This is a genomic window from Bacillota bacterium (assembly GCA_013314855.1).
Lineage (GTDB): Bacteria > Bacillota > Clostridia > Acetivibrionales > DUMC01 > Ch48.
This window is the reverse complement of the sequence record JABUEW010000182.1, coordinates 1-5,625: the sequence shown is the minus strand read 5'-3', so window position 1 is coordinate 5,625 and position 5,625 is coordinate 1. Positions and strand designations below refer to the sequence as shown.

Genomic DNA, 5,625 nt, shown 5'->3' with positions numbered 1-5,625 from the left:
ATAACCAGCTTGAGGATGTTTCGGATACATTACCTACTACATATATTGCTCTGCCTTCGTAATCTTTGTAGACAATTACATCCTCACCCAGCAGGTCATCGTAATCGCCGATTACGTTTTTCTTGCTGTATTCGTCGCCGTTGTCAGTGGAGAAGTACACGCTTGCCACTGCAGTCTCATTAATTTTGGCTCCGTCTACATATACAGCGCTGCCGGTTACCTTTGTAAGCACACCCTCTGCCTTAGCTGAAGTTACTACGATGAAATATTCGTCTCCTGACTTGCTTACAAATATTACATCGTTTTCTTCAATGTCGTCAAGGGATGCAACTTTGTGGTCTTTTACTACTACTATATCGTCTGCATCAGCAAGTCTTAGAGTTCTGGTTGAACCGGTACCCACAAAGTATTTGATTTCTTCTTTGGAAGCATCAACGCTTGTTACCATTCCGCCCTTAACATAAGCCATGTCGTAAAGAACGGCTTCGGTGATTTTGCTATCGTTTACTATAAACTTACCATACTGACCGTCTGCCATTGCGTTTACATCTTCAGCCGCTATTGTAGTTTTGTAGGTTTTAGCTGCGTTGTAAAGTTTTATTTTGTCTCCGGCTGTTGCGTTGTCCGCATCATCAATTGAGTCGTATATTACTTTAGAATCTGTAGTGACGTATACTATCTTGCTATTGTATTTCCAGGCAGTTACCTTTGCATTCAGAAGACCGTCAAGGGCTATTCCATCTGCTACTTTCAGAGTATCACCGTCTATTACTATCTCCCTGTCTTCTTTATTTACTTCTGTTACTTCTTTCTCTTTATATACCTTTGTGCCCATTTTGGTTACAAGAAGGCTGGTACCTTCTTTTGCTTTGTACTCAGCAGTATCACCGTAAGTATCCCTCATCATAAGTTCTACTTCCAGTGAGTTGTCAAGCATCTGGGCAACTGCTCCCCTTGGTGCGCCAGCTCCTGTTGTTACTGTTACATCGTCGGTTATGCCAAGCTCAGCCGCTTTTGCCAGGAAGCCTGCCGGATATCCGCCTACTACTGCAGGCTCGTATCCAAGTGCCCTTACCAGCATTGTTATTGCCTGCTCGTAGGTTACAGGATCCATCGGGCCGAATTTGCCATCGCCGTAACCAATGATAACGCCCTGCTCAACCGCTACGTTGATGTAACCCCATGCCCACTGGTGAGCTTCGTTTACATCTGTGAACTTTGTAGCGCTTGTTGAGAATTTTGCTGCTGATTCAAGTCCTAAAGCCCTTACTACGATTGTTGCGAATTCTGCTCTTGTGATGGAGTCATTGGGCCTGAAGCCTCTGTCATCTCCTATCATCAGGCCAAGAGCACCAAGCTTGGTTGCTACTTCCTCGTATTCGGTTCCGATTACATCGGCAGGTACTGCCAGTGCAACTGTCATCGTACCGAGTACGAGTGCCAATACTAGAAGTAATGACACGATTTTCTTCATTGATTTTTCCCCTCTCATTTTTAGATTTATATTTTGGGTATAAGTACTAATTTTGTTGACCTTACTCCTGTGACCTGTCAGTGGGGCACCTCCTCTCCTGGTAGCGGATGCTCTTTCCGGCATGTAAACATAAGATATAGACATAACATGCCGTATTTACGTTCTGTTTTGATTTTAAACTGTCGTTTATTTAAGGTCAATAGATTGGACGTTGATTTAATAATTTGTAAACCGGCTGTAATACTGTGAAATATTCGTGTTACACGTTTGTAATAAAGAAAGATTATTGATTGAAAGTTATATTATGTAAACCATAATTTTCCAAGTGTTCCTGCTCAGGCGCATAAATATTATGATAATTTGCGGTTAGGCAATAATAAAAAGGACTTAAACTCTTAAAACGGTAAAAAATCGACGGTTACAGTATATGGTATTGTTAAATGGGGCTTAATAGTTTATAATAATGTTTGTTAGCTCTCTGACGAAAGGAAGATATGGATGAATAACAAACTTTTCATTATAATCGTACTGGTTCTATCCCTTTCTATAATCGGAGTACTGGGATACAAACAATTTTCCGGTATGCCGAAGGTTTCTAACAGCGAAAGCAAACAATTACTTATTGAATATAAAAAGAATCTTGAGGATTTGTACGCTGAACTCAATACCGAGTACAGCAGGTTGGCTGCAGAGAAGGACCCGGAAAAGTGGGAAGATTTTTCAGCACAGTGGATGCCCAAGCTTTTGAACGTGAGGCCTGAGGTCATGGGGAGCAAGTTTCCCAACGGGTACGAGGAGATAAAGATAGAGCTGATGACCGCCCAGAGCGATTTTATGCCGCTGTGGGCCGAGTATAATAAGGATTTTTCGGAGCAGGAAAGCGACGGGCAGAAGATAGAAGAGCTGAAAAATAGAATCGAAAACATATTGAACAGCGTGGAAATTTAAGGCATGGGGACACACCGCTGCAATGCGGGTATTCCTTGCTGCGGAATGTCCCCGATTGATAAAAAACATGCAATCGCCGGACCGGCGATTGCATGTTTTTTTTAGATCTACTGTCTCCTTAAGGCTTCCACAGGCGGGACCGACGATGCCGAAACCGCCGGGTATATCCCGAAAAGCAGGCCCGAGGTTACGGCCACCAGGGTGGCTATTCTTATCGCCTGGAAGCTGACGGCTGTTTCAAAGCCGTAGTTCCTGAATATGTTTACCCCCCAGATACCTGCCACAATACCGGCTATTGAGCCTATGAGGCTGACGTAGAGGGCTTCCAGCAGGAACTGGAGGAGCAGGTCCTCCCGCTTTGCGCCGAGGGCGCGCCTTACGCCTATCTCTTCGGTCCTCTCGGTAACCGCCACCAGCATAATGTTCATTATCCCAAGCCCGCCGACCAGGAGGGACACCGCCGCTATTCCGCCGAGCAGCAGAGTCATGATACGGTTAGCATTGTCCGCTTCCTCCACAAGCTGGTTCAGGCTGGTTATGGTTATGACGTCTTCACCGGCTTCCGGGATAATAGGCTGGGTGCTCTGCTGGGCAGCCATTTCCCTCACGGCCATTTCCTTTTCGACAGACATGCCTGACCCTATCATGCCTTCTACTTCGCCGCCCGTTGAGCCTGAAACCTGGGTTGGAGCTTTCTGGTCCAGCCCAAGCTTTCTCTTGAATATCCTCCCAAGCTGTACTATCGCCAAATCCGCATCGTTTTTCGAATCCGCCTTGCCCCATATCTCCTCCACGGTTCTCTTTTCGCTGAATTTCTGGGCTACGGTATAGGGAATGATTATCTTGTCGTCGATGTTGTCCGCCTTGCCCCTGCCCTTGGCTTCCAGCACGCCTATTATCCTGAAGCTCTCGCCGTTGAGCGAGATCGAGCGTCCTACCGGGTTCCTGCCGCCCAGAAGGGCATTACCTATGTTGCTGCCCAGAACCGCAACCTGGGTACGCTGCTCAACATGCCATCTTGTAAAGAAGTGTCCTGCGACCAAATCATGATCCCGTATTTCGGGAAAACTCTGGTTTGTACCTATAATATCCACTTTTCCCCTTGTTCTCATCCATTTCATCAGTGCGTTTGTCTGGACGATGGGACTTGCCATCTCCAGGCCGTCAACCCTCTCTACCAATTCTTCGGCCTCTTCGGGCATGAACTCGTAGTTTGGATTATGGGACTTAATCACTATTACGTTTGAGCCCAGGCTTTCAAACTGCTCCACCACAGCCCTGCGGGCACCTTCGCCTATTCCCATGAGGCTTACAACCGAAGCCACTCCTATTGCCACTCCCAGAACGGTCAGGGCAGATCTCAAAGGATTTGACAGTATGCCGTGGGCAGCCATCCTCGACGAAAACCAAAACCGGAGCAGGAGAGACTTCACTTGATTTTTATCTAGCATCTATAAGCCCCCCTTAGTTTTGGCCGTTTGAGTTTTCATTATTATTGTCATCTTCATCCTTTTTATCCGGCAGCAGGGTATCTGACTTGATATGCTGGCTGGGCAGCAGGTCTGCGCTGCTCCCGGTGATAACCAGTTCTCCCTCTTCAAGCCCGCTTATCACTTCCGCATACCGGTCATTCATCAGGCCCAGCTTAATCTCCACCAGCCTTACGGTACCGTCCTTATCCAGCACTTCCACCATGGGCTTGCCGTCCTCTTCGAAGATGGCCTCGACGGGTACAAGGAGCACATTCTGGGCGCTTCCGGCATCTATATAGGCATTGGCCTGCATTCCGGGCCTGAGCTGCGGACCGCCTTTTATCTCCATGTTGACCGAAAACTTGGTTATTCCGTTAATCTTCTCACCCATCGGCGATACGTATGTGACCTTACCTTCAAATACCTCGCCGGGCAAGGCATCTACAGTCACCCTGACCGGGGCGTCCATCTTTACATGAATGATGTCTATATCGTCCACCTGGGTCCACAGCATCATGCTGCTTGTATTGTAGATGTCGCCTATCCATTGTCCTGCCCTTACCGTTTCGCCTAAATTGGTATAAATGGACGCTACAACGCCAGTCATTGATGCTGTTATATCCAGCCGGTCAAGCTGCGTCCTCAGGTTGTTCACTTCAAACTGGAGGTCCCTGACTTCATCAATAAGGGTTTGGAGTGTCTCCTGTACTTCAGTCCCGGACATGGAAAGGATCTTGTCTCCCTTCTTTACCTCCTCCATATCATAGACATATATATCGGTTACTATACCCTTGGCCCTGTTTACTATCTTTGTTTCATCTATGTACCTCTCTATTGTCGACTTGTTTGCGAAATAGCTCATACCGTATATGCCGTCATCGACGGGGAGTCCTACGCGTACCTCCATGCCGGGCTGAATAAAGCCGGGGTTGTCACCCTCGATGGTCATCCAGTACACCGACGTCAGGGCGAAACCTGAGCTGTCCTTCACGGGGACCGGTTTGTCGCTCAGTTCGGTGATATAGGCTTCCACCAGCTGCTCAAAATATGGAGTCCGGAGCAGTACTTTCTGTCCCTTGGATACCTTTTCATATTCAAGGGGGTATAGCATGGCCCTGAGCCTGAACCTGGAAATGTCGGCTATCCTAGCGATTGTTTGGCCCAGCTGCAGTTCGTCCCCTTCCTTTATATCCAGTCCGATTATCCTTCCGTCTTGGGGAGCCCTTATAACTACACCTTCGGATGGGTTTATTGTATTGATACTGTTTGCGGATACTCCGGTCATGTCCGTAAGTTCCTTCAGCTTGCTTTCCAGCCTTTCCTCTTTTTGTTTTATCTGGGTTTCCAGGTCATAGGATTTGACCCGTGCTATTACTTGGCCCTGCTCCACTGCATCCCCTGCTTCCACCAGTATTTCATCAAGTATGTAGCTTATCGGGGCACTGTCATAGCCTCTCTCGCCGGGAATGATTATCCCCCCGCCGCGGGTTGGGTTCAGCATACCTGTAGCAGTGACGCCTACGGTTATATCACCCCGTATTACCTCTTTGGTTGCATAGACCGGACCCTGCGTCTGCTTCGCATCTGCCGGCACCAGCTGTTTATATGCATATAGGCCTCCGCCCACTACGATTACTACGATTACTATTATTGCAATCAACCTCTGTGACATGAGTTTTCCCCCTTGCTATTGAATGTTTTCTATTTTTTCTATTTGACCGTCGAGAAGAT

4 protein-coding genes are annotated in these 5,625 nt (G+C 47.4%); 1 reads left to right on the top strand and 3 read right to left on the bottom strand.

Features of this window, described 5'->3' with window-relative positions:
* Positions 1-1,474 (bottom strand): S-layer homology domain-containing protein (locus HPY74_19360; protein ID NSW92768.1); only part of this gene is annotated, 1,474 nt, incomplete at its 3' end.
* Positions 1,475-1,972: 498 nt separating this feature from the next.
* Here HPY74_19360 and HPY74_19355 point away from each other — a divergent pair.
* A complete protein-coding gene (locus HPY74_19355) occupies positions 1,973-2,422 on the top strand; it encodes a hypothetical protein (GenBank protein NSW92767.1) in 450 nt (149 codons plus the stop codon).
* A 107-nt stretch (positions 2,423-2,529) separates the two neighbouring features.
* Here the strand turns inward: HPY74_19355 and HPY74_19350 are convergent, their stop codons facing one another.
* Both HPY74_19350 and HPY74_19345 read right to left on the bottom strand, forming a co-directional pair.
* On the bottom strand, positions 2,530-3,873 hold the full coding sequence (locus HPY74_19350; GenBank protein NSW92766.1) for an ABC transporter permease: 1,344 nt from the start codon (positions 3,871-3,873) through the stop codon (positions 2,530-2,532).
* A gap of 13 nt (positions 3,874-3,886) precedes the next feature.
* Positions 3,887-5,566 (bottom strand): efflux RND transporter periplasmic adaptor subunit, encoded by a 1,680-nt coding sequence (locus tag HPY74_19345; protein NSW92765.1) that lies wholly within the window; start codon positions 5,564-5,566, stop codon positions 3,887-3,889.
* Positions 5,567-5,625: the final 59 nt, after the last annotated feature.